We start from the raw sequence: 26645 nt of genomic DNA, 5'->3' as shown, positions 1-26645 counted from the left end.
TCCATGGCTCTGTCCCGTCGCACAGGTCAGCGGTTTCAGGGGTCGGTCTGGCCGGGTTTCGTGGACGCGATGACCGGGCTGTTGATGGTGCTGACCTTTGTGTTGACCATCTTCATGGTGGTGCAATTCGTGCTGCGCGAGACGATTTCGGGGCAAGAGGATGAACTGACCGCCCTGTCCGGCGAAGTGGCGGCCCTTGCCGGTGCGCTTGGGTTGGAAGAACGGGAAAACAGCCGCCTTCAGGCCCGGTTAGGGGCGCTGAATGCGACCCTGACGCAGGCCGAGGAAGATCTGGCGCAGGCGGAAACCAGGATCACGTCATTCGAAGCACAGGTCGCATCTCTGTTGGCCGATCAGGAGCGGTCGCTGGGGGTTATCGCCTCACTGGAATCTGAGCGTTCGGAATTGCTGAATGAACAAGAGGCCCTGAACCTGGCCCTTGCCCAAAGTCGTGCCGAGGTCGATGCCCAGGCCGAGGCCGCCCGGCTTGATGCTGCCCGCCGCGAAGCGCTTGAAGCGTTGGTGGCGGATCTGGAACAAAATGAGGCCGCGCAGGCCGCATTGGTCACCGAGCTTGAAGGCCAGCTTGACGCCGAAGAGGCCGCGCGCCTGGCCGAAGCTGCGGCGGCCGAAAACCTGCGCAATCGTCTGCAGGATGCGGATGCGGAACTGACCGCTATGACGCTGGCTCTGGAAGCGCAACGCAAGCAAGCCGAAGAAACCCTGACCCTGTTGGCCGCTGCGCAAGCTGCTAAGGCCGAGCTGGAGCGGCAGTTTGGTGAGCTTGATAGTCAGGAGTTGCAGGCCCAGCTGCAAGCGGCATTGGCCGCCCAAACCGACGCTCTGACAGCGGAACAGATACAGCGCACATTGGCCGAAGAACGCGCAGCCTTGCTGGCCGTTGCGCGTGAGGCAATCTCTGCCGAGAAAGCCGTTTCAGCAAAGGCGCAGCGTCAGACTGCCTTGCTGAACCAGCAGATGGCAGCCCTGCGCGAGCAGTTGGGTGGATTGCAGGCCTTGCTGGACGATTACGAAGACCGCAACGCCGCCGCTGATATTCGTATTCAAACATTGGGTCAGGATCTGAACGCCGCACTCGCCCGCGCCGCCTCGGAAGAGCGTCGCCGCCGTTTGTTGGAAGAGGCCGAGCGCGCCCGGCTTGAGGCCGAGGCCGAAGCCCTTTCGGGCCAGAACCAAGAACTTACGGCGCAGGCCGAGGATCTTCAGCGATATCGCTCGGAATTCTTCGGTCGGTTGCGCGATGTGCTGGGTAATCAGGTAGGCGTTCGGATCGAAGGCGATCGGTTTGTGTTCTCGTCCGAAGTACTGTTCGATACAGGATCAGCAGTGCTGTCGCCCAAGGGTCAGCTTGAGATCGCCAAGGTGGCCAATATACTGCGCAGTGTCGCGGCTGAAATTCCCGAAGGCCTGAACTGGGTTATTCGCGTGGATGGCCATACCGACAATGTCCCGCTGGCCGGAACTGGCCGCTATCGGGACAACTGGGAGCTTAGCCAGGGACGCGCCTTGTCGGTTGTCCGTTATATGGTCGATGCGCTGGGTATTCCACCGCAACGTCTGGCGGCCAATGGCTTTGGAGAATTCCAACCCTTCAACCCCGCAAACACGCCAGAAGCGCGCGCTCAGAATCGCCGGATCGAATTGAAGCTGACCGAGCGCTGATTGCAGCAAGGAAGGCCCATTGTCAGAGTCGGGCGGTATTCCGGGCGCCCCTGAGATTTTCTTTTGAGACAGGTGACTCGGATCGGGCAAGAAAAAAGCCCGGCGTAGAAGCCGGGCTTTGGTTTGATATGCTGCTTTTAATCTGCAGTCAGAAGCGGGGGTTTGTCGCCAGGGATGCGCGGTTGATCGGGGCCAAAAATGTCCAGATCCAGCTCTCCCTTCTTGACCGAGACGCGAACGACACCGCCCTTGGCCAGCTTGCCGAACAGCAGCTCTTCGGCCAGGGGTTTCTTGATGTGTTCTTGAATGACGCGTCCCAATGGCCGCGCGCCCATCTTGTCGTCATAGCCTTTGTCCGCCAGCCATTCGGCGGCTTTTGGCGTCAGGTCGATGGTGACATTGCGGTCCAGTAGCTGTGCCTCAAGCTGAAGAACGAACTTCTCGACCACCTGCAGGATGACCTCTTTTGGCAGCGGCGCGAAGGAAATGACGGCATCCAGACGGTTGCGGAATTCCGGCGTGAACATACGTTCGATCGCGGCGGTATCCTCACCTTCGCGGCGGTCGCGGGCAAAGCCGATGGCCGCCTTTGCCTGTTCTTGCGCCCCTGCATTCGAGGTCATGATCAGCACTACGTTGCGGAAGTTCACCGTGCGACCATTGTGGTCGGTCAGCTCTCCGTGGTCCATCACTTGCAGCAGGATGTTGAACACGTCCGGGTGGGCTTTTTCGATCTCATCCAGCAGCAGAACGCAATGCGGATGCTGGTCGACACCATCAGTCAGCAAACCGCCTTGGTCGAACCCGACATAGCCCGGAGGCGCACCGATCAGGCGGCTGACCGCGTGTTTCTCCATGTATTCCGACATATCAAAACGCAGCAGTTCCACTCCCAGCGTATCCGCCAGCTGTTTCGCGACTTCGGTCTTTCCCACACCGGTTGGGCCAGCAAACAGATAGTTGCCGATGGGCTTTTCCGGCTCGCGCAGACCGGCGCGCGCCAGTTTGATGGCGCTGGACAGCGCCTCAATCGCCACGTCTTGCCCGAAGACCACCCGTTTGAGCGACTTTTCAAGGTCTTTCAGAACCTCGGCATCGTCCTTGGTGACGTTCTTGGGTGGAATGCGGGCGATCTTGGCAACAACGGCCTCGATCTCTTTGACACCGATGGTCTTGCGGCGCTTGCTTTCAGCAACCAGATGCTGGGCCGCACCGGCTTCGTCGATCACGTCGATCGCCTTGTCGGGCAGCTTGCGGTCATTGATGTACCGTGCTGACAACTCGACCGCGGTTTTAATCGCGTCGGCGGTATATTTGATCTCGTGATGCTTTTCGAAATAGGGCTTCAGACCGCGCAGGATTTTTACGCTGTCCTCAACCGAAGGTTCGTTCACGTCAATCTTCTGGAACCGGCGGCTGAGCGCGCGATCCTTTTCGAAATGCTGGCGAAACTCTTTGTAGGTGGTCGAACCCATAGTGCGCAGTTTTCCACCCTGAAGGGCCGGTTTCAGCAGGTTTGAGGCATCCATTGCCCCGCCCGAGGTGGCACCGGCACCGATGACGGTGTGGATTTCATCAATGAACAGAACCGCGTCTGGGTGATCCTCAAGCTCGGTCACGACCGCTTTCAGGCGTTCTTCGAAATCACCGCGATAGCGGGTGCCCGCCAGCAATGCACCCATATCCAGCGAATAGATGGTGGTTTCTGACAGGACATCGGGGGCCTCGCCAGAGATGATCTTAAATGCCAGTCCCTCTGCGATTGCGGTTTTGCCAACGCCCGGATCACCGACCAGAAGCGGGTTGTTCTTGCGCCGGCGGCATAGCACCTGAATGCAGCGCTCAACCTCATCAGCACGACCGATCAGCGGGTCGATATCGCCCGCGCGCGATTTCGCGTTCAGGTCGATGCAGTATTTCCCCAGCGCGCTTTCTTTTTGCTCGCCATCGGCAGTGCTGGCCGGAGATTCCTCTTCCGCCTGATCCGCGCCCGATACCGAACGGCTTTCGCCGTAGGCCGGGTCCTTGGCCACACCATGGGCGATGAAATTCACCGCATCGTACCGGGTCATATCCTGTTCCTGCAGGAAATAGGCTGCGTTGCTTTCGCGTTCGGCAAAGATTGCGACCAGAACATTCGCCCCGGTCACTTCGGTCCGGCCCGAACTTTGAACATGGATCGCAGCGCGCTGGATCACACGTTGGAAAGCGGCTGTCGGTACAGCCTCGGACCCGTCAATATCGGTGACAAGGTTCGAAAGGTCTTCGTCGATGAATTCCACCAGAGTGCTGCGCAACTCGTCAAGATCGACGCTGCAGGCTTTCATCACGCGGATCGCATCGGGCTCTTCCAACAATGCCAGAAGCAGATGCTCCAGCGTTGCGAATTCATGTCGCCGTTCATTCGCAGCCGCCAGGGCCGCGTGGATGGCTTGTTCTAGTGTGCTCGAGAATGAAGGCACGCGGGTGCTCCTCTGTCTTGGGTCAGAAGGGGGCGGGCTGAAGGCCGGATCCCCATCCCAACCATGTCCTCATACTATTAGAGTTTGGTTGATCAGAGCCCGGCTTCAAGGGTTTTCTTGCTCTTGACAGTCACATTTGTTGTGACCGTGGCTGTGAAGTAGGTGAAATAGGTATCAAAACCGATCTTTTCTAGCCCTGATTTCAGCAAAAATTTTGGCTGGTTCGGCGCCTGCCATACCCAGATGCGCCTGAATCGCCGGGTCAGCAGCGCGCAGGAAGGGGTTAGTGGCCTTTTCCAACGCCAGAGTGGAGGGAACTGTAGGCTGTTGGGCGGCTCGGGTGCTGTCAATTTCTGCGACGCGTTTCTGCAGCGCAGAATTTCCTGGATCGACGGTGAGAGCGAATTTGGCGTTGGACTGCGTGTACTCGTGCCCTGAACAAACCAGCGTGTCATCCGGCAAGGCGCTCAGTTTACACAGCGATTCCCACATCTGCGGTGCGGTGCCTTCAAACAGGCGTCCACAACCCATTGCCATCAGGCTGTCGGCGGTAAAGACCACCGCGCTTTGCGGCATGTGAAAGGCGATATGACCAAGAGTATGCCCCGAAACGTCCAGAACAAGGACGGGTTCTCCGCCGATTTCAAAACTGTCGCCGTCATTGACCTGTTGATCCAAGGGTGGCAGGCGATGTGCGTCGGCTGCCGCGCCGATCACCGTCGCCGGGTGCTGTTCCAAAATGGCCGGCAACCCGTCTACGTGGTCGAAATGGTGATGCGTGAGCAACACATGAGACAAGCCCCAGCCACGTCGTTCCAGTTCTGACAGAATCGGATCGCTTTCGGGCGCGTCGATTAATGCGGTGTTGCCGCTAACCGCGTCATGCGCCAGAAATGCGTAGTTATCGCTGAGACATGGGATGGTGACGATCTCAAGAGGCATGGCCTTTTGCCCTTTCGTTGCTAGACTGCGCTCAGCTAATCCGATTGGCCAGGTGTCCGCAATGCATCTTGATGTGCAGGATCTGAGGAATTTCTACTACCGCAGCACTCTTGGTCGTGCAGCGCAGGCGGCCATTCGTGGGCGAATGATTGATCTGTGGCCCGAGGCCAAAGGTCAAACCGTCGTAGGGTTTGGCTTTGCTGTGCCGTTGTTGCGACCCTACCTGAAAGATGCGCGCCGCGTCATCGGGCTGATGCCCGGGCCGCAGGGGGTGATGCCCTGGCCTGCGGGAATGCCCAACGTATCTGTTTTGACGGAAGAGACCTTGTGGCCGATTGAAACGGGCCATGTGGACAAGCTGGTGGTGATGCATGGACTTGAAACGTCACAACGTCCCGCCGAATTGCTGGCGGAATGCTGGCGTGTGCTTGGTCCCGGTGGACGGGCGCTTTTTATCGTACCGAACCGTGCGGGGCTGTGGTCACGGACCGATCGAACGCCATTTGGATTCGGGCGCCCTTATTCTGCCTCGCAGTTGGAAAGCCAGCTAAGGGCGCATCACTTTATGACGGATAACTATTGTTCCGCCTTGTATTTGCCTCCGTCCTTCCGTCGGTTCTGGTTGAAATCCGGCAGCCTGATAGAGAAAACTGGCCAGCGTTTGCCGACGATCATGGCAGGCGGCGTTCTGATGGTTGAGGCGACAAAGCAAATCAGACCGCCCAGCGGAACCGTCACCAAAGCGACAGGGCGCCGTCAGATCAAGGCGCTGGATGGCCTGCTCAAGCCAGCCTAGCGCAACGCCGGTACTACCTTCCGTCACAAGGCCGAAACACGCGAAAATGGCTGCAGGAATCGCAAAACCTTGCGGTTTGGTAACATTTTTCACCCTCATCAGCCGTATAAAAGGGTCGCACCCAAGCTAAGTATCTGAAATAGAACGCTTTGTGGATAAGGTGCCCATGGTGATAATATGTTGCTAGCTGGGTTTACCTCTGCTACATCCCCGTTGATTTTGATCCCCGGCCTTATGGACGGGGTTTCTTCACGCCCCCGGGTAGCTGCCGCAACGCGAATTCGGGGCCCAAATATATCGGAAGGGTGGACGTGTCCGAACCAGCTTCGATTTCCACAGGCATCGCCGAGCGCTATGCCACAGCGATTTTTGAGATCGCTAAAGAGAATAAAGACCTCGCAGGTCTGGAAACCGGAATCAACGATCTGGCAGCAGCATTGGGCGACAGTGCCGATCTGCGCGACCTGATCGCCTCGCCTCTGGTTTCGCGCGCTGAACAAGAAGGCGCGATTACAGCGATTGCCGACAAGATGGGTCTGAACGCCATCCTGCGCAACACGCTGGGTCTGATGGCGCAGAAACGCCGTCTGTTCGTTGTGCCGCAACTGGTGCAGGTTCTGCGCGACATGCTGGCCGAAGAGCGTGGCGAAGTAACCGCCGATGTCGCCTCGGCCAAGGCGCTGACAAAGACACAGATGGATAAACTGTCCAAAACGCTGTCCGAGCGTGTGGGCAAGACCGTAACAATAAATGCGACCGTTGATGAAAGCCTCATCGGCGGTCTTGTCGTTAAAGTGGGCTCGAAGATGATCGACAGCTCGATCCGCTCCAAGCTCAACTCCCTACAGAATGCAATGAAAGAGGTCGGATAAATGGGAATCCAAGCTGCAGAGATTTCTGCAATCCTGAAGGACCAGATCAAGAATTTTGGTCAGGAAGCCGAAGTGGCCGAAATCGGCCGCGTGCTGAGCGTCGGTGACGGGATTGCCCGTGTATACGGCCTGGACAATGTGCAAGCCGGTGAGATGGTCGAATTCCCCGGTGGCATCATGGGCATGGCGCTGAACTTGGAAAGCGACAACGTCGGTGTTGTTATCTTTGGTTCTGACCGTGACATCAAAGAAGGTGACACTGTTAAGCGCACCAACTCGATCGTGGACGTGCCGATCGGCAACGGTCTTCTGGGTCGTGTTGTTGACGGCCTAGGCAACCCGCTGGACGGCAAGGGTCCGATCGAATCCACCGAGCGCGGCGTTGCAGACGTCAAAGCGCCGGGCATCATCCCGCGTAAATCGGTTCACGAGCCGATGGCAACCGGCCTGAAATCGGTCGACGCGATGATCCCGATTGGTCGTGGCCAGCGAGAGCTGATCATTGGTGATCGTCAGACCGGTAAAACTGCCGTTGCTCTGGATGCGATCCTGAACCAGAAAGTTTACAACGAAGCGGCTGGCGACGACGAGTCGAAGAAACTGTACTGCGTTTACGTTGCGATCGGTCAAAAGCGTTCGACCGTTGCGCAGCTGGTGAAGAAACTGGAAGAATCTGGTGCGATTGATTACTCGATCGTTGTGGCCGCAACCGCGTCCGACCCGGCACCGATGCAGTTCCTGGCACCCTATGCCGCAACCGCAATGGCCGAGTTCTTCCGCGACAATGGCCGCCACGCGCTGATCATCTACGATGACCTGTCCAAACAGGCCGTGTCCTATCGTCAGATGTCGCTGCTGCTGCGCCGTCCGCCCGGACGTGAAGCCTATCCCGGTGACGTTTTCTACCTCCACTCCCGCCTGCTGGAGCGTTCGGCGAAGCTGAACGAAGACTTCGGTGCTGGCTCGCTGACCGCTCTGCCGGTTATCGAAACCCAAGGTGGTGACGTTTCGGCGTTTATTCCGACCAACGTGATCTCGATCACCGATGGTCAGATCTTTCTGGAAACCGAACTGTTCTATCAGGGTATCCGTCCTGCTGTGAACACCGGTCTGTCGGTTTCGCGTGTGGGCTCTTCGGCTCAGACCAACTCGATGAAGTCGGTTGCCGGTCCGGTGAAACTGGAACTGGCTCAGTACCGCGAAATGGCCGCGTTTGCGCAGTTTGGTTCCGACCTGGACGCCGCAACCCAGCAGCTGCTGAACCGTGGTGCGCGTCTGACCGAGCTGATGAAACAGCCGCAGTACTCGCCGCTGACCAACGCCGAAATCGTCTGCGTCATCTTCGCCGGCACCAACGGTTACCTTGACAAGATCGACGTGACGGATGTTGGCCGGTACGAGGCTGGCCTGCTGGCGCACCTGCGTGGCAAGCACGCCGACCTGCTTCAGTGGATCACTGACGAAGATCCCAAGATCAAGGGTGATGCCTCCGACAAGATCAAGGTTGCGCTGGACGAATACGCCGCAACCTTCGCTTAAGGGAGAGGCGGGCACATGCCAAATCTTAAGGATCTTAAAAACAGGATCGAGTCGGTCAAATCGACCCGCAAGATCACCAAGGCCATGCAGATGGTCGCGGCCGCAAAACTGCGCCGCGCCCAGGAATCTGCCGAAGCTTCGCGCCCCTATGCTGCACGGTTCAATGCCGTGATGGCGGGGCTGGCAGCATCGGTCGGGGGCAGCGACAGCGCCCCCAAGCTGCTGCGTGGTACGGGCAGTGATGACGTCCATCTGCTGGTTGTCATGACAGCTGAACGCGGCCTGTGTGGCGGCTTCAACTCGAACATCGCCAAGTTGGCCCGCGCCAAAGCCTATGAGCTGAAGGCGCAGGGCAAGACAGTCAAAATTCTGACTGTTGGCAAGAAAGGCCGCGACGCGATCAAGCGTGACTATGGCGATCTGTTCGTGGGCCATGTCGATCTGAGCGAGGTCAAGCGTCTGGGTTACTCCAATGCGCAAGACATCGCAAAAGACGTCCTGTCCCGTTTCGACGCGGGTGAGTTCGACGTAGCCACGATCTTTTACTCGAAGTTCGTCAACGTCGTAAGCCAGACCCCGACGGCACAGCAGATCATCCCGGCCTCATTCGAGGACACCGAGGGTGACGACAGCGGTGCGGTATTCGATTACGAGCCCAGCGAAGAAGCCATTCTGGCCGACCTGCTGCCCAAGGGGGTTGCGACCGCGATCTTCTCGGGGCTGCTCGAAAACGGGGCCTCGGAGCAGGGTGCACGGATGTCTGCAATGGACAACGCGACACGCAACGCGGGTGAAATGATCGACAAGCTGACGATCCAGTTCAACCGTTCGCGTCAGGCCGTGATCACCAACGAGCTGATTGAAATCATTTCCGGCGCCGAAGCGCTGTAGAGACTAACCGGAGACGAAACATGGCGAATGCAAAAGGCAAAGTCACTCAGATTATCGGGGCCGTCGTCGACGTGCACTTTGATGATGAGCTGCCTGAAATTCTGAATGCGCTGGACACCACCAACAACGGCAAAAAGCTGGTTCTGGAGGTTGCACAGCACCTGGGCGAAAACACAGTCCGGACCATTGCGATGGACGCGACCGAAGGTCTGGTTCGCGGCGAAGCCGTAACCGACACGGGCGCACCGATCGCGGTTCCAGTCGGCAACGCAACACTGGGCCGTATTTTGAACGTTGTGGGTGAGCCCATCGACGAAAAGGGTCCGGTAGAAACAACTGAAACCCGCGCCATCCACCAGGATGCGCCGGATTTCGCGGATCAGGCGACAGAATCCGAAGTTCTGGTCACCGGCATCAAGGTTGTTGACCTGCTGGCCCCCTACGCCAAAGGCGGTAAGATCGGCCTGTTCGGCGGTGCCGGTGTTGGCAAGACCGTTCTGATCATGGAACTGATTAACAACATCGCCAAAGTACACTCGGGCGTGTCCGTGTTCGCGGGTGTTGGTGAACGGACTCGTGAAGGTAACGACCTGTATCACGAGATGATTGAATCCGGCGTTATCGTTCCCGACAAGTTGGAAGACTCGAAAATCGCGCTGGTTTACGGCCAGATGAACGAGCCTCCGGGAGCCCGTATGCGGATCGCTCTGTCGGGTCTGACCCTGGCGGAACAGTTCCGTGATGCAACCGGTGCCGACGTTCTGTTCTTTGTCGACAACATCTTCCGCTTTACGCAGGCGGGTTCCGAGGTTTCGGCTCTGCTGGGTCGTATTCCTTCGGCGGTGGGCTATCAGCCGACACTGGCGACCGACATGGGCGCGATGCAGGAACGCATCACCTCGACCAAGTCCGGCTCGATCACGTCGGTTCAGGCCGTCTATGTTCCTGCGGATGACTTGACCGACCCTGCGCCGGCCACCTCGTTCGCACACTTGGATGCGACCACCGTTCTGAATCGTGCGATCTCGGAAAAGGGTATCTACCCTGCCGTTGACCCGCTCGACTCGACCTCGCGTCTGCTCGACCCGGCCATCGTCGGTGAAGAGCATTATACCGTTGCGACTGACGTTCAGCAGATCCTTCAGCGCTATAAGTCGCTGCAGGACATCATCGCGATCCTCGGCATGGACGAACTGTCGGAAGAAGACAAACTGACCGTGGCCCGTGCCCGTAAGATTGAACGCTTCCTGTCGCAGCCGTTTGACGTGGCCGAAGTCTTCACTGGCTCGCCTGGTGTTCAGGTTCCTCTGGATGTCACCATCGCGTCGTTCAAGGCCGTTGTGGCCGGCGAATACGATCACCTGCCCGAGGCAGCCTTCCTGATGGTTGGCGGCATCGATGAAGTGATCGCCAAAGCGGAAAAGATGGCCGCAGAAGCCGCCTAAGGAGCACACCTGATGGCAAACACGATGCACTTTGACCTCGTCAGCCCCGAGCGGAGCCTTGCTTCGCTCGCGGTGACTGCGGTCCAGCTTCCCGGCGCGGACGGGGACATGACGGCGATGCCCGATCATGCCCCCACCATCACCACGTTGCGCCCCGGCCTGCTAAAGGTCGAGGCACCCGAAGGGTCCAGCGAATACCTGGTCACCGGCGGGTTTGCCCAGATCAATGGCGACAGCATGTCGGTTCTGGCCGAAAAGGCCATTCCGGTCTCTGAAGTGACCCGCGCGCATCTGGACGATCTGATCGCCGAGGCACGTGCGTCGCATGACGCGGCCAAAGGCGGCGACGATCAATCAGTCGTCGACGATGCGGCCAAGCTGCTGGCCGATATGGAAGCTCTTGGGACACATATGAGCCTGTAAGTTTCAGGACATGTAGATTTAGAAACGGCCCTGCCTGTGCGGGGCCGTTTTTTTGTGGTGATTTTGGATGAAGGGCGGTCTAAGGTTCCGTAATTCTTTATAAAAGACGACAAAATGCAGACTTTTAGTACCCATCCGATTGGTATCGACCAAGGCGAAGTTGTGCTGTTCTCCGACTTCGCAGATGGCGGTGACATGTGGACAGGCGAGGGGCCGCGCGAACGACGCTCGGACATTGAATTCAGCCAGCCATACCGTTCCGCGCCTGTTGTACAGATCAGCGTGTCACTGTGGGATGTTGATACATCTTCGGCATTGCGCGCCGAGGTCAAGGCCGAGGACATCACGCCCGAGGGATTTTCTGCGGTGTTCCGTACCTGGTCGGATACCCGCATCGCGCGCATCCGAATATCTTGGACAGCGTTCGGCGAGGTGCCGCATGAGGATGACTGGGATATTCTGTGAAGCCAGCCTTGGGTTTAGGACTCGTCCGATGCCTCAATCATGGCGACCCGGTGTGCATGCCGTCCGCCTTCGAATTCGGCTGACAGGAACGCATCCACTATATCCAGCGCCTGACCCTCACCCACGACTCGGGCGCCGACAGACAGCATGTTGGCGTCGTTATGCTGGCGGATCATGCGTGCGGAAAAGGCATCCGAGCAGACACCGCAGCGAATGCCGGGGACCTTGTTGGCCGCCATCATGATACCTTGACCCGTTCCACACAGAACGATGCCAAGCTGACAATCCCCGGAAGCCACTGCTTGGGCGGCGGCTTTGCCATGAACAGGGTAATGGGTGCTCTCAGGTGTCTTGGGGCCGATATCGACAACGTCCCATCCCTGGGCCGCAATATGAGAGGCAACCGCCTGGCGTAATTCGATAGCTGCGTGGTCGCTGGATAGAACAATGCGTTTTGAGGCTGTCACGGTAAACTCCGACCTGTATTGCAGAAAGAAAAGAGGCGGCCCTTGGGCCGCCGCGTTCGATCAATCCCTATGATACATCGACTCGTAGATCGGCGTCAGGGTCTTATCCTCGAACAGTGACGATACACTGGTGCCGTTCCAGATATTCAGGATCGCCTGCGTAAAGATCGGGGCTGTGGGCACGATGCGGATGTTCTTGGCCTTGGTAATTTCTTCTGTCGGCTGGATCGTGTCGGTCAGCACCAGAGATTTCATCACCGAATTGGTCACGCGTTCGACCGCAGGGCCGCTCATGACGCCGTGTGTGATGTAGGAATGAACTTCCTTCGCACCATTATCCAGCAGTACTTGCGCCGCTTTGCACAGGGTACCGGCCGTGTCGCACATGTCGTCCACGATCAAACAGATCTTGTCTCTGACATCGCCAATTACGGTCATCTCGGCGACTTCGCCGGCTTTTTCGCGGCGTTTGTCCACGATCGACAGCGGGGCGTTGATCCGCTTGGCCAACTCGCGCGCCCGGGCCACGCCGCCCACATCGGGCGAAACGACCATAATCTCGTCGAGGCTGTCCTTGAACTGATGTTTCACATCCAGCGCAAAGATCGGCGAGGCATAAAGGTTGTCGACAGGCATGTCGAAGAACCCCTGAATCTGCGCTGCGTGCAGATCCATGGTCAGGATACGCTCGATCCCGGCGCCAGTCAGCATGTTGGCCACCAGCTTGGCGCTGATCGGTGTGCGGGCCTTGGTGCGGCGGTCCTGGCGGGCATAGCCGAAATAGGGGATCACGGCGGTAATCCGTTGGGCCGACGAACGGCGCAGCGCATCAGCAATGATGAGCAGCTCCATCAGATTGTCATTGGCCGGGTTCGAGGTGGGCTGGACGATGAACATATCTTCGCCGCGCACGTTCTCGAACACTTCGACAAAGATTTCACCGTCGTTAAACCGTTCGACCCGGGCATCGACCAGACCCTGATCGACGCCGCGATACAGGCTCATTCGGCGTGCAATGGATTCGGCAAGTGGAAGATTAGCGTTCCCAGCGATTAGCTTGGGTTCGTGAAGTGTCGGCATCGGCTGAGGTCCCCGGGCAGCAATGGCAAATGTGACAGATTCGTGATGTTGACACCGCTTAGCATGGCCTTACCGTCCAGCAAAGATAACGCTGCGGAGAAAGTTCACATGTCCACCATTGACTACTTTTTTGCGACACTCTCGCCATACACCTACCTGGCGGGACTGCGCCTGGAGGAGATTGCGGCCAAACATGGTGCGACAATCAACTACAAGCCGCTTGATATCGTCGCCCTGTTCGGACGTACGGGAGGTGTTCCGCCCAAGGACCGCCATATCTCGCGCATCGAATACCGGACACAAGAAATGCAGCGACAGTCAAAAAAGCTGGGTATGGCGTTCAACCTGCAACCGGCCCATTGGCCCACCAATGCGGCGCCGTCCTCATACGCGATCATCGCCGCCATTCAGGACGGGTCAGGGGAGGTGGGGCAGCTGGTGCATTCCTTTGTGCGCGCCTGCTGGGCCGAGGAAAAGGACATCGCGCAGGACGACGTGATCCGCGCTTGCCTGGCTGACGCTGGGTTTTCCCCGGATCTGGCCGTTAGCGGCTTGCTGCTCGGGGCTGAGACCTATACCGCCAATCTGGAAGAAGCCGTGGAACGCGGGGTTTTTGGAGCTCCGTTCTATATAACGGAAGACGATCAGCGGTTCTGGGGCCAAGACAGGTTGGACGATCTGGACGGGCATCTGGCCGGGCTGAAGGGATAGGACAACATAATGGCCGTTGCGCAGAACCTGCATGTCACGCGGCTGGGGCAGGGTGATCGCCCTGTGCTGGCCTTGCATTGTACCATTGCTCATTCCGGGGTCTGGGCAGGCCTAGCCGCGGCGATGAAAGGGCAGGCAAGTTTTATTGCACCGGATATGCTGTCCCATGGGCGCAGCCCGGACTGGGATCGCCAGGGGGATCTGTATGACCGGCTGACCGAAGCCACACTTGAACATCTGACCGAGCCGATGGACGTGGTCGGGCATTCTTTTGGCGCGGCGATTGCATTGCGGCTGGCGGTCGAGCACCCTACATTGGTTCGCAGTGTCGTACTGATCGAACCGGTGTATTTTGCCGTGGCACAGCAGGATGCCCCGGACCTCGTGGCGGAATACGCGCATGTTGCCCAACCCTGTATGGACGCGCTTGCAGCAGGCGACGAACCTTTGGCGGCAAGGCTGTTCAACCGGTTGTGGGCCGGAGATAGGGGGCCGCGTTGGTCAGACATGCCCGAAACTGCACGGGCGGGGATGGTGCGTGGAATTCATCTGGTATCCGAGGTCGAAAACGAACTGATAATGGATTCCAAAGGTTTGCTACGGCCCGAGCGGATCGCACACGCCAATATGCCGGTATTGCTGCTGCATGGCGCGCTCACCCACCCAGTGATGGTCGCGATAAACTCTGGATTGAAATCCCGTCTTCCAATGGCCGAAAGCGCCGTGATCGAAGGGGCAGGGCATATGGCTCCGATCTCTCACCCGACAGAGACCGGCGCTCTGATCGAGGCTTTTTGGAACAGACTGCCTGCCACTGCCTGAAGCTTCGGGCGCGTCGTTACAAGAGCGCGATGAACCGATCAATTTGCGCAGGCTCGATGGACCAGTCACAAACCAGCCGACAGGCTAGAATTTCGCTGTCATCTGCCCCGTCCAGCTCTGCCCCCCACAGGTGGTAAACAGCACCTGCGGCATGCAGTTGCTTGTGTTGGGCGCGTGAAAATTGGGCAAAAATCATATTCGCCTGCGGCGCGTGCAGGAAAGAGGCACCTTTGGACCGCAATCCCTCGGTCAGACGGGCGCAGTTGTTATTGGCCTGACGGGCCAGTGTCAGCCACAGATCATCCTGCAGATACGCCGCCATTTGTGCGGACAGATAGCGGTGCTTGGAGAACAGGTGCGCCCCGCGCTTGCGGCGCAATTCGAATTCCCAGGCTTTGCTTTCATCAAAGAAGACAACGGCTTCGACGCCCATCAGCCCGTTTTTGGTCCCGCCAAAACTGACCGCATCCACGCCTGCTTTCCACGTCATCTCGGCGGGTGAGCAGTTCAACGCAACAAGGGCGTTGGAAAAACGCGCACCGTCCAAATGGACAGGCAGCCCATACTCTTTGGCCACAGCGCAGAGCGCCTGCAATTCTGACAGGGTGTAAACAGACCCTCGTTCGGTCACCTGCGTAATGGATACAGGTCCGCGCTGCGGTCCATGCACGCCGCGTGTTTCTTCGGCCAGAATCGAGCCGCGCAGCGCGTCCGGCGCCATCTTGTCCGCGCCCGGAACCAGCGTCAGCTTGGCGCCGCTGTAAAACTCGGGCGCGTTGCACTCATCCTCGTGGATATGGGCCACAGGTGAGCAGAACACCGTCTCCCACGGCTGCGCCAGCGTCGCCAGCGCCAGCGAATTCGCCGCGGTCCCGGTGGCCACCAGATACACGGCGGCGCCAGGTGCCTCGAACACCCCGCGAATGCGATCCCGGACCTCATTCATCAGGGTGTCGGTTCCATAGGCCATCTGATAGCCCTGATTGGCAGCATTCAGCGCTTCCATGACCGCCGGGTGAACCGGCCCCGAATTGTCAGAGGCAAAGTACATTAGCTGGGCTCCTCGATGATATGATCTTCCCACTCCTCCAGCGGAGTTTCGAATTCGGACACGGTCCGCCCCTGAACCGAGACTCCGGCGGCATGAACGCTGTCCGGTGTGCCAGAAATCAAGGGGTGCCAGTCGTGTAGGGGTTTGCCCTCCCACAGCAGGCGATAGGCACAGGTCTGTGGCAGCCAATAGGCGTGATCGTTGATGTTGCCCGGCGTCATCACGATACATTCCGGCACAAATTGGTGGCGGATATCGTATTGGGTGCAGCGGCAACTTTCGTCATCCAGCAGACGGCAGGCGACGCAGGTCAGGGCAACCTCGCCGGTGTCTTCATCTTCCAGTTTGTTCAGACAACATTTGCCGCAGCCATCGCACAAAGCTTCCCATTCGGCTTGGTTCATGCGGGTTAGCGGTTTTCGTTCCCAGAACCTGGGGGCCAGGCCGGTGCGGTCGATCGGATCCGTTGTCATCGGTCCGCCAGCAGGCCGCGGGCCTTGTCGCAATCGGCATCCATCTGCGCGATCAGGCCGTCCAGACCGTCAAAGGTCATCTCGGGGCGCAGGTATTCTACCAGACCCACCGACAGGGTCGCGCCATAAAGGTCACCCGAGAAGTCGAACAGGAAGGTTTCGATATTGGGGACCTCACCATTGAACATCGGTCGCGTCCCAACCGAGGCTGCGCCTTGATAGCTGCCCAGATGAGGTCCATCCAGAACATCGACCAGTACGGCATAGACGCCGAATCTTGGCGGATGCAGCCCCTCAATGGACATGTTTGCGGTGGGAAATCCCAGTTCACGGCCCCGTTGTTCTCCTCCGATCACCTCGCCTTCGATCCGGTGCCAGTGACCCAGCATGGTAGCGGCATCCTGCGGGCGGCCCTCGGTCAGTGCAGTACGGATCGCAGTGGAAGAAACGACATTTTCGGACCTCTCCATCAACGGAGCGATGGTGACACCGAACCCCATCTCTTGCCCAAAGAGCACCAAGTCATCAGCGGTGCCGCTGCGGCCTTTGCCGAAACAGAAATCGGCACCTACGACGACATGCGACAGGCCGAGCCCGTCGCAGATCACGTTGCGGGCGAATTCCCTGGGCGTCAGGCCAGCCAATGCGGCGTTGAACGGCAGCTCATACAGCTTTTCGACCCCCAGTTTTGCTAACCGGTGCGCGCGGGCATTGCCGCGCATCAGACGAAAGGGCGAGGTGTCCGGGGCGAAGTATTCCCTGGGATGCGGCTCGAATGTCAGTACGCCCAAAGGTGCACTCGGCGCGGCGCTGAGGGCCAGTTCGATCACAGATTGGTGGCCAATATGAACGCCGTCGAAATTCCCGATCGCCACGCTGGCGCCGCGATCTTGGGGTTCGATGAATTGGAGGTCACGAATGATGCGCATAGCGACTGCCTAGCGGGACAGGCGCGCTTGTTCAAGGGTCTGAGACCCCCGGAAACGCTCAGTCGAATTTGCGCGACGGGGCCAGCACCATGGCTTCGCCGACCAGCACCTTCTTGCCATCCACTGCGCAGTGACAATCGAGCTTGACCCGACGCTTGGCAAAATCAATGTCGATCACCTTGACCTCGGCATAGACCATGTCACCCGGGCGAACAGGAGCGAGAAACTTCAGCGACTGCCCCATGTAAACTGTGCCGTGGCCCGGCAACTGCTCGCCGATCACGGCCGAGATCAGACCCGCGGTCAGCATCCCATGCGCGATGCGCCCCTCGAAGATCGTGTCGCGGGCGTAATCGTCGTCCAGATGTACGGGGTTTCTGTCGGTCGACACCTGAGCAAACATTTCGATATCCTCGTCCGTCACCACTTTGCGAAGGTGACGGGACATGCCCATCTCGATGTCTTCAATACAGATCGTGCCGCGTGGAAGATTATCCAACATGTTGCCCTCACTCGAATTCACCGGGCAACAAAAAAATCAAAGTCACCCCTGTTGGGAAACTTTATTACTTTGCAACTGCAGAAAATCAAGCCTTTTTTGACTACCTAAGGCGGCCAATCGTATAGGTCGGATTTATCTTTACCTTTTGAATATAATCAGTTAGGGATTCATGATGCGGATGTGCCTCGGTTTTTGTCTCGGCCGCGGCTAGCCCGCCCGAGATGAAAAGAGAATCAATGCCTTCCCCCATTCCCCCCAGAATGTCGGTGTGCGGACCGTCTCCGATGACAAGAATGTCCCCATCGGGGATGTCGTGGCCAAGTTCCTGCAACCTGCGGCGGGCAAGATCATAGATCGGCGGATGAGGCTTTCCGAAATATAGGCTTTCGCCACCCATTTCCGTATAAAGCCTGGCTAATGCACCAGCGCACCACTCCCGAACCTCGCCACGGTCCACCACAATATCGGGATTGGCACAAAGCAGCTTCAGCCCCTTTTGTTTGGCGTACAGGAAATCAGCGCGGTTCACAGACGGATCGGCCATGGGATCGAAGGGGCCGCAACAAGCAATGCCCTCTGCCTCGGCCAGCGGCACGCGCTCGATATGAATCGGGTGGTCCAACAACTTCAGCGGTTCAAAGAATCCCGCGTCCCGCTGCCATTCGCCCATGAAATAGACCTTTTCGCCCACTGCGCCCCGGAACATGGCCGACCGGGCCGAATCTCCGCTGGTTGCAATCGTGTCATAGGCGTCGTCTGGGACATTGAATTGCGCCAGCTGGGTAGCGACGCCAGCACGCGGTTTGGGTGAGTTTGTCACCAGGACAACAATGCCGCCTTGCGCGCGATAGGCCTGCAGGGCCGCAACCGCTTCGGGGTAAGCGGTGATGCCATTGTGAACACAGCCCCAAAGATCGACGAACAGGGCCTTATACCGGCTGGAAACCTCGGGCAATGCGTGGATGATCTGCGTCATGATGGGCCCCCATTGATCTGGAAAGAGTGTCGTTTGAGCCTAAGACAGTGCGTGTGGTGTTTGGCCAGTAAGGGCAATGCCTAGCAAAAAAGGCGCCCGATCAAGGCGCCTTTGGTGATTTTGGGATCAGACCTTGAGGTTCGGAATGATCTGTTTCTTACGGCTCATGATCCCGGGCAGAACGACCGCGTCGCCATCAACCGAAGCGCCAAAGCTTTTCTCGGCCACGGCTTTGACCAGATCGTTGGGAACCAGCAGGGTTGCTTCTTCGTTCAGAATATCGACCACGAACAGCAATACCTGATCGACACCGTCCTCTTTGGCTACGTCGGCCATCGACGCCGCAAGGCTGTCTTTGCGGTCCAGCACGACACCCGGTGCTGTGGTTTCCAGAACCGAAACGCGGAATTTGGTGCCGTCGACTTCGTATTCCTTGCTGTCCATCCGGATCAGCTCGGCGTCCGAGAATGAGGACACATCTGATTTGGCCGCGAACATTTCTGCAGCATAGGCCGAGACGTCCAGACCCAGATCCGCGGCCAGTTTTTCGGCCACAGCGCGGTCATGCGCGGTTGTGGTGGGCGAGCGGAATTCCAACGTGTCCGACAGGATGCAAGTCAGCGCCGCGCCTTTGATGGCATCGGGCATTTTGGCGGCATCGTCGCCGATCATGTCAACCATGATAGTGGCGGTGCAGGCCAGCGGCCGCACGGTGATGTCGATCGGGCCTTTGGTTTCCAGACCGCCGACCAGTTTATGGTGGTCGATAATGGCGCGGATATCGGCGCCGTTGATACTGGCGGGCAGCTCGGCGGGGTTGTTCGTGTCGACAATAACAACCGGTGCGTCAGCCTCTACGTCTGTGATGATGCGCGGCTTGGGCAGGTCCCAGTGCTGCAGCATAAAGGCTGCTTCAGTGTTGGGTTCGCCCAGCAGGACAGGCTCGGCCTGTTCGCCTTTGATTTCGTTCATGTACCACGACCACAGGATCGGCGAACCGGTGGAATCAGTGTCGGGGGATTTATGTCCAAATACGAGGGTTGTCATTTCAGCGTCCTGAGGAGAGTAGATTTGGGCGCCTTATAGGGTGGTCTGGCACACTTGTCACCCGCCCCTGCGTAAACTGCGACGAAGGGTAAGGCCGGGCCTAGAAAGCGGCACGTTTCAGCGTGTATCCAGCCTGTTCCAACTGGTTCAACAGACCATGGTCATCGCCCAAATGTCCGGCGCCCACAGCAATGACCACCGTTTGGTCCTGAATGGCCAATATGTGCTGCATCCAGTTGTTGTTGCGCCCGACTAGAAGTTGCTGTTCGAAACTGGACCACTCTTCGTCGAAGACCTCTTGTGACAGACCGGATGTTTCAAGCCCTTGTAGTCTGGCAAATTGGATGATCTCTGCGTGCTTTTCTTCTAGATAGGCATTGACCATAGTCGCCAGCTGATCCTCGCTGCTTTCAAAGGCACTGGCCATGCGGATCAGTGATTGCACCTGCTTTTCGATCGGGTGCTGGTCAAACATCGCCATCAGATCGTCAATCTGCTCTAACGAGTACTGGGGGATGTCATGGGCTTCGGCCATGTCGGTCAGGCGCGCGTCCATTCCATAGCTGGCTTCCGGATTCTCGGTCATGCATGGGGGGACACCCAGCATCATGCTCAGAAACCAGGGGCGCATTTTTGCAGCCATCCAACTGGGGATGCCACGCTCTGCCAGGCCGCTGGACAGGGCGGCCCAGTCCTCTTCCGGCATCAGCTCAATCAGGGTGGGACCTGAGGTTATCAGAACAGGGCTGAGGTCTTTGGCCAATTCCTGTTCAAATGCAGTCATTTCGCCCTGGGTCACTTCGAAATAGAACGCATCCGCCTGGCTGAGTGTCGGTTCCAGCCTTTCTGTGACGGCGTCCATACGCAGGTCGTTTGTGTGCAGCGTTCCTATCAGATGCAGAACTGTATCGCCTTTTGTCGCGATCCAGTGATTGCCTTCCGGGTACGGGAAGTCGGCCAAAGCCTGCTGCAAATCAGCTTGCGCCTCTGGACTTAGGTCAGACCTCAGGTCGCGCCCCTCGCAGGCCGCTTGGGCCGAGAAAGGTACCAGCAGACAAGCCAAAAAGATCAAAAAACGCATCGTACCATCCTGGTTGGATCAATCCCTATATGGGGTGCGACCTTGCCGGGGCCAAGGCCGGTGTTCAACCTGCCTGGATGGACACTGACCTGATCTGTGTCTGGCATTCCACAGTAATTCGAATAGCATGAGCCACATGGACCGCGAGCAGGATCTCTACCCCCCAATCAAGGCGCTGTTAGAGCGTCAGGGCTATACCGTCAAAGGCGAGGTCGGTGCGGTCGATGTCATGGCTGTTCGTGAGGGTGAAGAGCCTGTGATTGTAGAGTTGAAGTTGCGTTTCTCATTGGCGCTGTTTCACCAGGCAATCACCCGACTGAAGGTTACTGAAAATGTCTATATCTGTGTTCTCAAGCCCCGCGGACGCACGGCCAGGCGGGCGTTGAAGGACAACACGGCGCTATGTCGAAGGTTGGGCCTTGGCCTGATAACTGTTCGGGCGGATGGCGTTGTCGAGGTGCATTGTGATCCTGGGCCCTACGCCCCGCGAAAAGACAAGGCCAAAACAGCGCGGCTGCTGCGCGAGTTTGACAGGCTTGAAGGTGATCCGAACGCAGGCGGCGCCACACGCCACGGCCTCGTCACCGCCTATCGTCAGGATGCTTTGCGCTGTGCGGCGCATCTTGCAGAATGTGGTGCCACAAAAGGGGCAGATGTTGCTAAGGCAACCGGTGTTTCGATTGCGACCCGGCTAATGCGCGAAAACCATTATGGCTGGTTCGACAAAATTGAAAAAGGCGTCTACGCCTTGTCGGAATCCGGACAAGAGGGTCTGAAGCACTGGGCCTATAGCTGGGATCAGCCTGACTGAGTCCCAAGGATAAAAAATTCTTCACGCTTGTTGACTCAGGGATTTCGACCCCCTAGCTATACGCCGTTATCACTCGCAAGGGTCGAGTGCTAACGCCTCACCACAAGGTGAGGGGAGGATAAATAAACTTTGAGCCCAAGGAGCTGCAAAGATGGCATTGAAACCGCTTCATGACCGCGTGTTGGTTCGCCGTACCGAAAGCGATGAGAAAACCGCTGGTGGTCTGATCATTCCAGACAGCGCAAAAGAAAAGCCCAGCGAAGGCGAAGTTGTTGCGACCGGCGAAGGCGCACGCAAGGACAGCGGCGAGCTGATCGCAATGGCTGTAAAAGCTGGCGACAAGATCCTGTTCGGCAAATGGTCGGGCACCGAGGTTCAGGTCAACGGCGAAGAGCTGCTGATGATGAAAGAAAGCGACATCATGGGGATCATCGAGTAAGCCCACGCGCTTCCTCTGATCTTCATCCCAATACATTTTCTCAAGGAGAAACGACATGGCTGCTAAGGACGTCAAGTTCGACACCGATGCCCGTAACCGCATGCTGGCAGGTGTGAACATCCTGGCCGACGCTGTTAAAGTGACCCTGGGCCCCAAAGGCCGCAACGTGGTTCTGGACAAATCTTTCGGCGCACCGCGCATCACCAAAGACGGTGTTTCGGTTGCCAAGGAAATCGAACTGGAAGACAAGTTCGAAAACATGGGCGCGCAGATGGTGAAAGAAGTCGCCAGCCGCACCAATGACGAAGCCGGCGACGGCACCACCACCGCAACCGTTCTGGCTCAATCCATCGTCAAAGAAGGTCTGAAGCAGGTTGCAGCGGGCCTGAACCCGATGGACCTGAAGCGCGGCATCGACCTTGCAACTGCCAAGGTTGTTGAAGGCATCAAGAACGCCTCGCGTGAAGTCAAAGACTCGGCTGAAGTTGCTCAGGTTGGCACCATTTCTTCCAACGGTGAAACCGAGATCGGCCAGCAAATCGCAGACGCGATGCAGAAGGTCGGCAACGAAGGTGTTATCACCGTCGAAGAAAACAAAGGCCTGGAAACCCAGACCGATGTTGTCGAAGGCATGCAGTTCGACCGCGGCTACCTGTCGCCTTATTTTGTCACCAACGCTGACAAGATGGTTGCAGACCTCGAAGACTGCATGATCCTGTTGCACGAAAAGAAACTGTCCTCGCTTCAGCCGATGGTTCCGCTGCTCGAGCAGGTGATCCAGTCGCAAAAGCCGCTGCTGATCATTGCAGAAGACGTTGAAGGCGAAGCGCTGGCAACTCTGGTTGTTAACAAACTGCGCGGCGGCCTGAAAATTGCTGCTGTCAAAGCACCGGGCTTCGGCGATCGCCGTAAGGCCATGCTGCAGGACATCGCAATCCTGACCGGCGGTCAGGTCATCAGCGAAGATCTGGGTATGAAGCTTGAGTCCGTGACCATGGACATGCTGGGCACTGCCAAGAAAATCGAAATCACCAAAGACGAAACCACCATCGTCGACGGTGCTGGCGAAAAAGCCGAGATCGAAGCACGTGTTGCTCAGATCCGCACCCAGATCGAAGAAACCTCGTCGGACTACGACCGTGAGAAGCTGCAAGAACGTGTTGCCAAACTGGCAGGCGGTGTTGCTGTTATCCGCGTCGGCGGCATGACCGAAGTTGAAGTGAAAGAGCGTAAGGACCGTGTGGACGATGCTCTGAACGCGACCCGCGCTGCTGTTCAAGAAGGCGTTGTTGTGGGCGGTGGTGTTGCTCTGGTTCAGGCCGGTAAAGCACTGGACACTCTGCAAGGCGCAAACGCTGATCAGGACGCAGGCATCAACATCGTTCGTAAGGCAATCGAAGCGCCTCTGCGCCAGATCGCTGAAAACGCAGGTGTCGACGGTGCGGTTGTTGCTGGCAAAGTTCGCGAAAGTGACGATGTGGCATTTGGCTTCAACGCGCAGACTGAAGAATATGGTGACATGTTCGCATTCGGCGTGATTGACCCGGCCAAAGTTGTCCGTACCGCATTGGAAGATGCAGCGTCGGTTGCTGGCTTGCTGATCACTACCGAAGCAATGGTTGCTGACAAGCCGCAGAAAGATGCACCTGCTGGCGGCGGCATGCCCGACATGGGCGGCATGGGCGGCATGATGTAAAACGTCGAATTCGCTTAGGCGAATTCTGACGGCCCCACAGGCGCTTGGCAGCATAGCCAAACCGCCCAGAGGGGAGCTGCAGAGCTAAGGAACGGGGTCGCCTTCGGGCGACCCCGTTTCGTTTTGACACGCCGCTTTTGACTGAAACTGTGGCTCAAACTGTTCCGAGGTCGACGGTCTAACCGGTCCCTTCAGGAAAGTGAGTACCCAAACCGGTGTGAAACCGATATCGGGTTGATATGCGACTGTTCCTTCTGACCGCCCTCACCATGTGCGCCTTTGCAGCGAACTCTATTCTGAACCGGATGGCCGTTGAAGGCGGCGATAGCGACCCGGCCGGGTTTGCGGTTATGCGCGTTCTGGCAGGGGCGCTCATGCTGGCGGTGCTGGTTTTGATACGTGGCGGCAGCCTGCCGTTGCGCAGCTCTCGCCGGTTCATTGGCGCCGGCGCCTTGTCGCTTTACATGATCGGGTTCTCGATCGCCTATCTTACACTGGATGCTGGGCTGGGCGCCTTGATCCTTTTCGGGGTGGTGCAAATCACGATGTTCGTGGCCACTGCCGTGACTGGAAATTCACCGACACGACAGCAACTTCTGGGAGCGGCGATTGCATTGGGTGGCCTCGCCTATGTGCTTTGGCCGTCGGGAACGGTTCAGGTGGACCCGGTCGGAGCCGCCCTGATGTGCGCTGCCGGGATTGGCTGGGCAGCATATTCTCTGGCGGGACGGTCCGAGCCAAATGCGCTTGCCGGTACGGCGGCGAATTTCGTCATTGCCCTTCCGGTGACGGCCGGAGCTTTGCTGCTGCTCGGCGGAGGTTGGCAGATGACGGGCACCGGTTTGTTGCTGTCGGCAATATCCGGGGCGGTCACTTCGGGGCTGGGATATGCGTTGTGGTACCGTGTTTTGCCCCAACTGGCGCCGACCGTTGCAGCTGTAGTGCAGTTGAGCGTGCCCGTGATTGCTATTCTGGGTGGTGTCCTCTTGCTGAGCGAAACAGCAGAGGCCCGGCTTTTGATTGGCGCAGCGCTGGTGTTGGGCGGCATTGCGCTGGCGGTGCTGCGACGTCAGCGGGGGTAGGGCTTTCATCAGGGGCGCTTAGGCATTATCTGGCGCTTATGAAAATTCTGATCGCCCTGCTTTTCTTTCTACTCCCCGCCGCGGCCAGCGCGAAATGCGTGGTCTTGTTGCATGGTCTTGCGCGGACCGAGGCCTCTTTCACCGTGATGGAGCAGCTGTTCAAGTCACATGACTATTCGGTTGTGCGCCCGGGCTATCCCTCGACCGAGATCGGTATTCCCGAACTGGCCGAACAAACCATTCCTGATGCCTTTGCGTCTTGTGGCGATGACACTGTCAATGTGGTGGCACATTCGATGGGCGGCATTTTGTTGCGCTATTGGCTCAAGGATCATAGCCCGGAAAACCTGGGTCGTGTCGTCATGCTGGGGCCGCCCAATCAGGGCAGCCAACTGGTCGATGAACTTAGCGCGTGGGAGGTGTTCGGCTATCTCAACGGACCTGCGGGCCTTCAACTGGGCACAGGCGCCGAAGGGATTCCGGGTCGTCTACCGCCGGTGGATTTTGAACTGGGTGTTATCGCAGGCGAGAACTCATTAAACCCGGTGTTTTCTTCACTGATTGATGGGCCCGATGACGGTAAGGTTTCGGTTGAAAGCACCAAGGTCGAAGGAATGACTGATCACCTGGTTCTGCCGGTGACCCACACGTTTATGATGAATAATCCGCGAGTCATGGCTCAGGCCCTGCACTTCATTGAATTCGGCCAGTTCGACCCGCAGATCACCTGGCTTGACGGGGTGATGGAAGCTATTGACGAGATCTGCATCGGACAGGATTGCTCGGAACCTGACTCGGAGTCCACGCAATGACCGCATTAAGCCTGACTCTGACCGGTGCAGAGGTTCTTCTGCCCGGCGAGGGGCTGACGGATGTCGATCTGACCATTGCCGATGGCGTGGTTCAGACAGGCCCTGCCGGGCGGCAGATCGACCTGTCAGGATATCTGGTTCTGCCCGGTATTATCGACTTGCATGGCGATGGGTTTGAACGGCACATCGCGCCCCGTCGCGGTGCCATGAAGCAGATGAACGAAGGGATCCTCTCGGTCGAGGCTGAACTGGCGGCCAATGGCATCACCACAGCCGTTCTGGCCCAGTTTTACAGTTGGGAAGGCGGGGTGCGCGGGCCTGAGTTCGCAGGGCAGGTGTTTGATGCCATTGCGGCAGTCAAGGACCACACCGTCACCGATCTGATGCCCCAGCTTCGGTTCGAAACGCATATGCTGGACGATTACGCCGGACTGGCAGAAAAGATTGCGGCTTGGCAGGTGCCCTATGTCGTGTTCAACGACCACCTGCCGCATGACCGTCTGGCTGAAGGGCGTAAGCCCCCGCGTCTGACCGGTCAGGCGCTCAAGGCCGGTCGCAATCCCGAGGTGCATTTCGAAATGCTGCTGTCGATGCATGCTCGCCGCGATGAGGTGTCTACCGCACTGGATATACTCTGTGCTGATTTGACAAAGCAGGGCGTCCGCATGGGCAGCCACGATGACGCAAAAGCCCAAACACGCTCCGATTGGCGCGCGCGGGGCGCGCGGATTTCAGAGTTCCCCGAAACGCTGGAAGCCGCCGAGGCCGCCCGCACCGCCGGAGACCACATCATCCTGGGGTCGCCCAATGTGGTGCGCGGCGGGTCGCATAAAGGGAATGTTAGCGCGCTGGACCTGATTGCGATGGGGCTGTGCGATGCACTGGCCTCGGATTATCACTATCCCAGCCCGCGCCGGGCAGCCTTGATGCTGGCCAAATCCGGCCTTCTGGACATGGCGGGCGCATGGGCGCTGGTGTCGTCAGGGCCAGCCCGCGTACTTGGGTTGCAAGATCGCGGCACGCTCACCCCCGGGCAGCGTGCCGATCTGGTCATTCTGGAGGCAGATACAAACCGTGTCGCGGCAACGCTGGCTGCCGGGCGCGTCAGCTATATGGCCGGGGATATCGCCGCGCGGTTTGTCGGCTGA

The 26645-nt window shown here is 58.1% G+C and carries 27 protein-coding genes; 16 read left to right on the top strand and 11 right to left on the bottom strand.

The window, feature by feature from the left end; translation table 11 throughout:
- Positions 1 to 3: 3 nt before the first annotated feature.
- Positions 4 to 1683: a peptidoglycan -binding protein gene (locus AC2FJ5_RS10885; RefSeq protein ID WP_142636481.1), complete on the top strand. Its 1680-nt coding sequence runs from the start codon at positions 4 to 6 to the stop codon at positions 1681 to 1683.
- 137 nt (positions 1684 to 1820) lie between these two features.
- On the opposite strand, the gene clpA is transcribed toward AC2FJ5_RS10885, so the two are convergent.
- Together clpA and gloB are read right to left on the bottom strand one after the other, a co-directional pair.
- A complete protein-coding gene (clpA, locus tag AC2FJ5_RS10880; RefSeq protein ID WP_496693892.1) occupies positions 1821 to 4145 on the bottom strand; it encodes an ATP-dependent Clp protease ATP-binding subunit ClpA in 2325 nt (774 codons plus the stop codon).
- 174 nt (positions 4146 to 4319) lie between these two features.
- A complete protein-coding gene (gloB, locus tag AC2FJ5_RS10875) occupies positions 4320 to 5087 on the bottom strand; it encodes a hydroxyacylglutathione hydrolase (RefSeq protein WP_496793345.1) in 768 nt (255 codons plus the stop codon).
- Between the two features lie 61 nt (positions 5088 to 5148).
- On the opposite strand from gloB, the gene AC2FJ5_RS10870 reads away from it, so the two are divergent.
- From AC2FJ5_RS10870 to AC2FJ5_RS10840, 7 genes are all read left to right on the top strand, one after another.
- A complete protein-coding gene (locus tag AC2FJ5_RS10870) occupies positions 5149 to 5883 on the top strand; it encodes a class I SAM-dependent methyltransferase (RefSeq protein ID WP_142636487.1) in 735 nt (244 codons plus the stop codon).
- 311 nt (positions 5884 to 6194) lie between these two features.
- Entirely contained in the window at positions 6195 to 6755 is a 561-nt protein-coding gene (locus AC2FJ5_RS10865; protein ID WP_142636489.1) for a F0F1 ATP synthase subunit delta, read from the top strand.
- Entirely contained in the window at positions 6756 to 8294 is a 1539-nt protein-coding gene (gene atpA / locus AC2FJ5_RS10860) for a F0F1 ATP synthase subunit alpha (RefSeq protein ID WP_496793343.1), read from the top strand.
- Positions 8295 to 8309: 15 nt separating this feature from the next.
- Positions 8310 to 9185 (top strand): F0F1 ATP synthase subunit gamma, encoded by an 876-nt coding sequence (locus AC2FJ5_RS10855; RefSeq protein WP_496793341.1) that lies wholly within the window; start codon positions 8310 to 8312, stop codon positions 9183 to 9185.
- A 20-nt stretch (positions 9186 to 9205) separates the two neighbouring features.
- Positions 9206 to 10630 carry a F0F1 ATP synthase subunit beta gene (gene atpD, locus AC2FJ5_RS10850; RefSeq protein WP_299981945.1) on the top strand — a complete coding sequence of 475 codons (1425 nt, stop codon included), beginning with the start codon at positions 9206 to 9208 and terminating at the stop codon, positions 10628 to 10630.
- Between the two features lie 12 nt (positions 10631 to 10642).
- On the top strand, positions 10643 to 11053 hold the full coding sequence (locus AC2FJ5_RS10845) for a F0F1 ATP synthase subunit epsilon (RefSeq protein WP_142636498.1): 411 nt from the start codon (positions 10643 to 10645) through the stop codon (positions 11051 to 11053).
- Positions 11054 to 11167: 114 nt separating this feature from the next.
- On the top strand, positions 11168 to 11518 hold the full coding sequence (locus AC2FJ5_RS10840) for an H-type lectin domain-containing protein (RefSeq protein WP_496793340.1): 351 nt from the start codon (positions 11168 to 11170) through the stop codon (positions 11516 to 11518).
- 14 nt (positions 11519 to 11532) lie between these two features.
- Here AC2FJ5_RS10840 and rpiB read toward each other — a convergent pair whose 3' ends face one another.
- Both rpiB and AC2FJ5_RS10830 read right to left on the bottom strand, forming a co-directional pair.
- Positions 11533 to 11985: a ribose 5-phosphate isomerase B gene (rpiB, locus tag AC2FJ5_RS10835; RefSeq protein WP_142636502.1), complete on the bottom strand. Its 453-nt coding sequence runs from the start codon at positions 11983 to 11985 to the stop codon at positions 11533 to 11535.
- 60 nt (positions 11986 to 12045) lie between these two features.
- Positions 12046 to 13065 carry a ribose-phosphate pyrophosphokinase gene (locus AC2FJ5_RS10830; protein ID WP_142636504.1) on the bottom strand — a complete coding sequence of 340 codons (1020 nt, stop codon included), beginning with the start codon at positions 13063 to 13065 and terminating at the stop codon, positions 12046 to 12048.
- 108 nt (positions 13066 to 13173) lie between these two features.
- On the opposite strand from AC2FJ5_RS10830, the gene AC2FJ5_RS10825 reads away from it, so the two are divergent.
- Complete coding sequence (locus AC2FJ5_RS10825) at positions 13174 to 13776, top strand: 2-hydroxychromene-2-carboxylate isomerase (RefSeq protein ID WP_496701888.1); 603 nt, start codon at positions 13174 to 13176, stop codon at positions 13774 to 13776.
- Between the two features lie 9 nt (positions 13777 to 13785).
- On the top strand, positions 13786 to 14598 hold the full coding sequence (locus AC2FJ5_RS10820) for an alpha/beta fold hydrolase (RefSeq protein ID WP_496691022.1): 813 nt from the start codon (positions 13786 to 13788) through the stop codon (positions 14596 to 14598).
- A gap of 16 nt (positions 14599 to 14614) precedes the next feature.
- Here the strand turns inward: AC2FJ5_RS10820 and AC2FJ5_RS10815 are convergent, their stop codons facing one another.
- The 7 genes from AC2FJ5_RS10815 to AC2FJ5_RS10785 all read right to left on the bottom strand — a co-directional run bounded on the left by AC2FJ5_RS10815 (position 14615) and on the right by AC2FJ5_RS10785 (position 20657).
- Positions 14615 to 15649: a threonine aldolase family protein gene (locus tag AC2FJ5_RS10815; protein ID WP_496691021.1), complete on the bottom strand. Its 1035-nt coding sequence runs from the start codon at positions 15647 to 15649 to the stop codon at positions 14615 to 14617.
- Positions 15649 to 16122, bottom strand: a complete 474-nt coding sequence (locus AC2FJ5_RS10810; protein ID WP_142636512.1) for a YcgN family cysteine cluster protein — start codon at positions 16120 to 16122, stop codon at positions 15649 to 15651. The genes AC2FJ5_RS10815 and AC2FJ5_RS10810 overlap by 1 nt, the downstream gene beginning before the upstream one ends.
- On the bottom strand, positions 16119 to 17051 hold the full coding sequence (locus AC2FJ5_RS10805; protein WP_496793339.1) for a bifunctional riboflavin kinase/FAD synthetase: 933 nt from the start codon (positions 17049 to 17051) through the stop codon (positions 16119 to 16121). Before AC2FJ5_RS10805 ends, AC2FJ5_RS10810 begins: the two co-directional genes overlap by 4 nt.
- Positions 17052 to 17109: 58 nt before the next feature.
- Entirely contained in the window at positions 17110 to 17553 is a 444-nt protein-coding gene (locus tag AC2FJ5_RS10800; RefSeq protein WP_074736482.1) for a MaoC family dehydratase, read from the bottom strand.
- A gap of 100 nt (positions 17554 to 17653) precedes the next feature.
- Positions 17654 to 18529, bottom strand: a complete 876-nt coding sequence (locus AC2FJ5_RS10795) for an HAD family hydrolase (RefSeq protein ID WP_496793338.1) — start codon at positions 18527 to 18529, stop codon at positions 17654 to 17656.
- Between the two features lie 126 nt (positions 18530 to 18655).
- A complete protein-coding gene (locus AC2FJ5_RS10790) occupies positions 18656 to 19576 on the bottom strand; it encodes a manganese-dependent inorganic pyrophosphatase (RefSeq protein WP_281972652.1) in 921 nt (306 codons plus the stop codon).
- 100 nt (positions 19577 to 19676) lie between these two features.
- Complete coding sequence (locus tag AC2FJ5_RS10785; RefSeq protein ID WP_496793337.1) at positions 19677 to 20657, bottom strand: TraB/GumN family protein; 981 nt, start codon at positions 20655 to 20657, stop codon at positions 19677 to 19679.
- Between the two features lie 136 nt (positions 20658 to 20793).
- On the opposite strand from AC2FJ5_RS10785, the gene AC2FJ5_RS10780 reads away from it, so the two are divergent.
- From AC2FJ5_RS10780 to AC2FJ5_RS10755, 6 genes are all read left to right on the top strand, one after another.
- Positions 20794 to 21468: a DUF2161 domain-containing phosphodiesterase gene (locus tag AC2FJ5_RS10780; RefSeq protein WP_282021525.1), complete on the top strand. Its 675-nt coding sequence runs from the start codon at positions 20794 to 20796 to the stop codon at positions 21466 to 21468.
- Between the two features lie 151 nt (positions 21469 to 21619).
- Entirely contained in the window at positions 21620 to 21907 is a 288-nt protein-coding gene (locus tag AC2FJ5_RS10775; RefSeq protein WP_120632017.1) for a co-chaperone GroES, read from the top strand.
- A 55-nt stretch (positions 21908 to 21962) separates the two neighbouring features.
- Entirely contained in the window at positions 21963 to 23603 is a 1641-nt protein-coding gene (groL, locus tag AC2FJ5_RS10770) for a chaperonin GroEL (protein WP_496691017.1), read from the top strand.
- A 239-nt stretch (positions 23604 to 23842) separates the two neighbouring features.
- Positions 23843 to 24685 carry a DMT family transporter gene (locus AC2FJ5_RS10765; RefSeq protein WP_496691016.1) on the top strand — a complete coding sequence of 281 codons (843 nt, stop codon included), beginning with the start codon at positions 23843 to 23845 and terminating at the stop codon, positions 24683 to 24685.
- Positions 24686 to 24723: 38 nt separating this feature from the next.
- On the top strand, positions 24724 to 25497 hold the full coding sequence (locus AC2FJ5_RS10760; RefSeq protein WP_496750298.1) for an alpha/beta fold hydrolase: 774 nt from the start codon (positions 24724 to 24726) through the stop codon (positions 25495 to 25497).
- Positions 25494 to 26645 carry an alpha-D-ribose 1-methylphosphonate 5-triphosphate diphosphatase gene (locus AC2FJ5_RS10755; protein WP_496793335.1) on the top strand — a complete coding sequence of 384 codons (1152 nt, stop codon included), beginning with the start codon at positions 25494 to 25496 and terminating at the stop codon, positions 26643 to 26645. The genes AC2FJ5_RS10760 and AC2FJ5_RS10755 overlap by 4 nt, the downstream gene beginning before the upstream one ends.

It is taken from the genome of Ruegeria sp. CDSA221, from assembly GCF_059611825.1.
Note: the sequence above shows the minus strand (reverse complement) of the source record. Positions and strands in the feature narration are given on the sequence as shown.